We start from the raw sequence: 255 nt of genomic DNA on the forward strand, positions 1-255 counted from the left end.
GCTCAGGCTTACTTCTAAAGTGTTCATCTAAAAAGGCCAACTCTTGCGCGCTAGCTAATGTTTTTAACGCTAAATCTAAGATGGAGTTATCTCGATAACTGATGGCTCCTGGGCTGCTTTCGGGCACATTATTTTTGGCAAGCAATTGAGTTTGTTTGCTTCTGGCTAAAAAGGAATAGTGCTTTAATTGCTTAGTGTCGCCAACAATCAGTACACGTTTTGCACGGTATAGCGCAGGTAAGCAACTGCTAATGT

Annotated in this window: 1 protein-coding gene; it reads right to left on the minus strand. The window is 42.0% G+C overall.

The annotated features are described in order from the left end of the window. A partial coding sequence (locus AAEZ00_RS21710) for a hypothetical protein (RefSeq protein ID WP_351090053.1) occupies window positions 1-255 on the minus strand: 255 nt, incomplete at both ends.

The sequence above is a fragment of the Shewanella sp. S1-49-MNA-CIBAN-0167 genome, from assembly GCF_040310145.1.
In the GTDB taxonomy this organism is placed as follows: Bacteria; Pseudomonadota; Gammaproteobacteria; order Enterobacterales; family Shewanellaceae; genus Shewanella; species Shewanella psychromarinicola.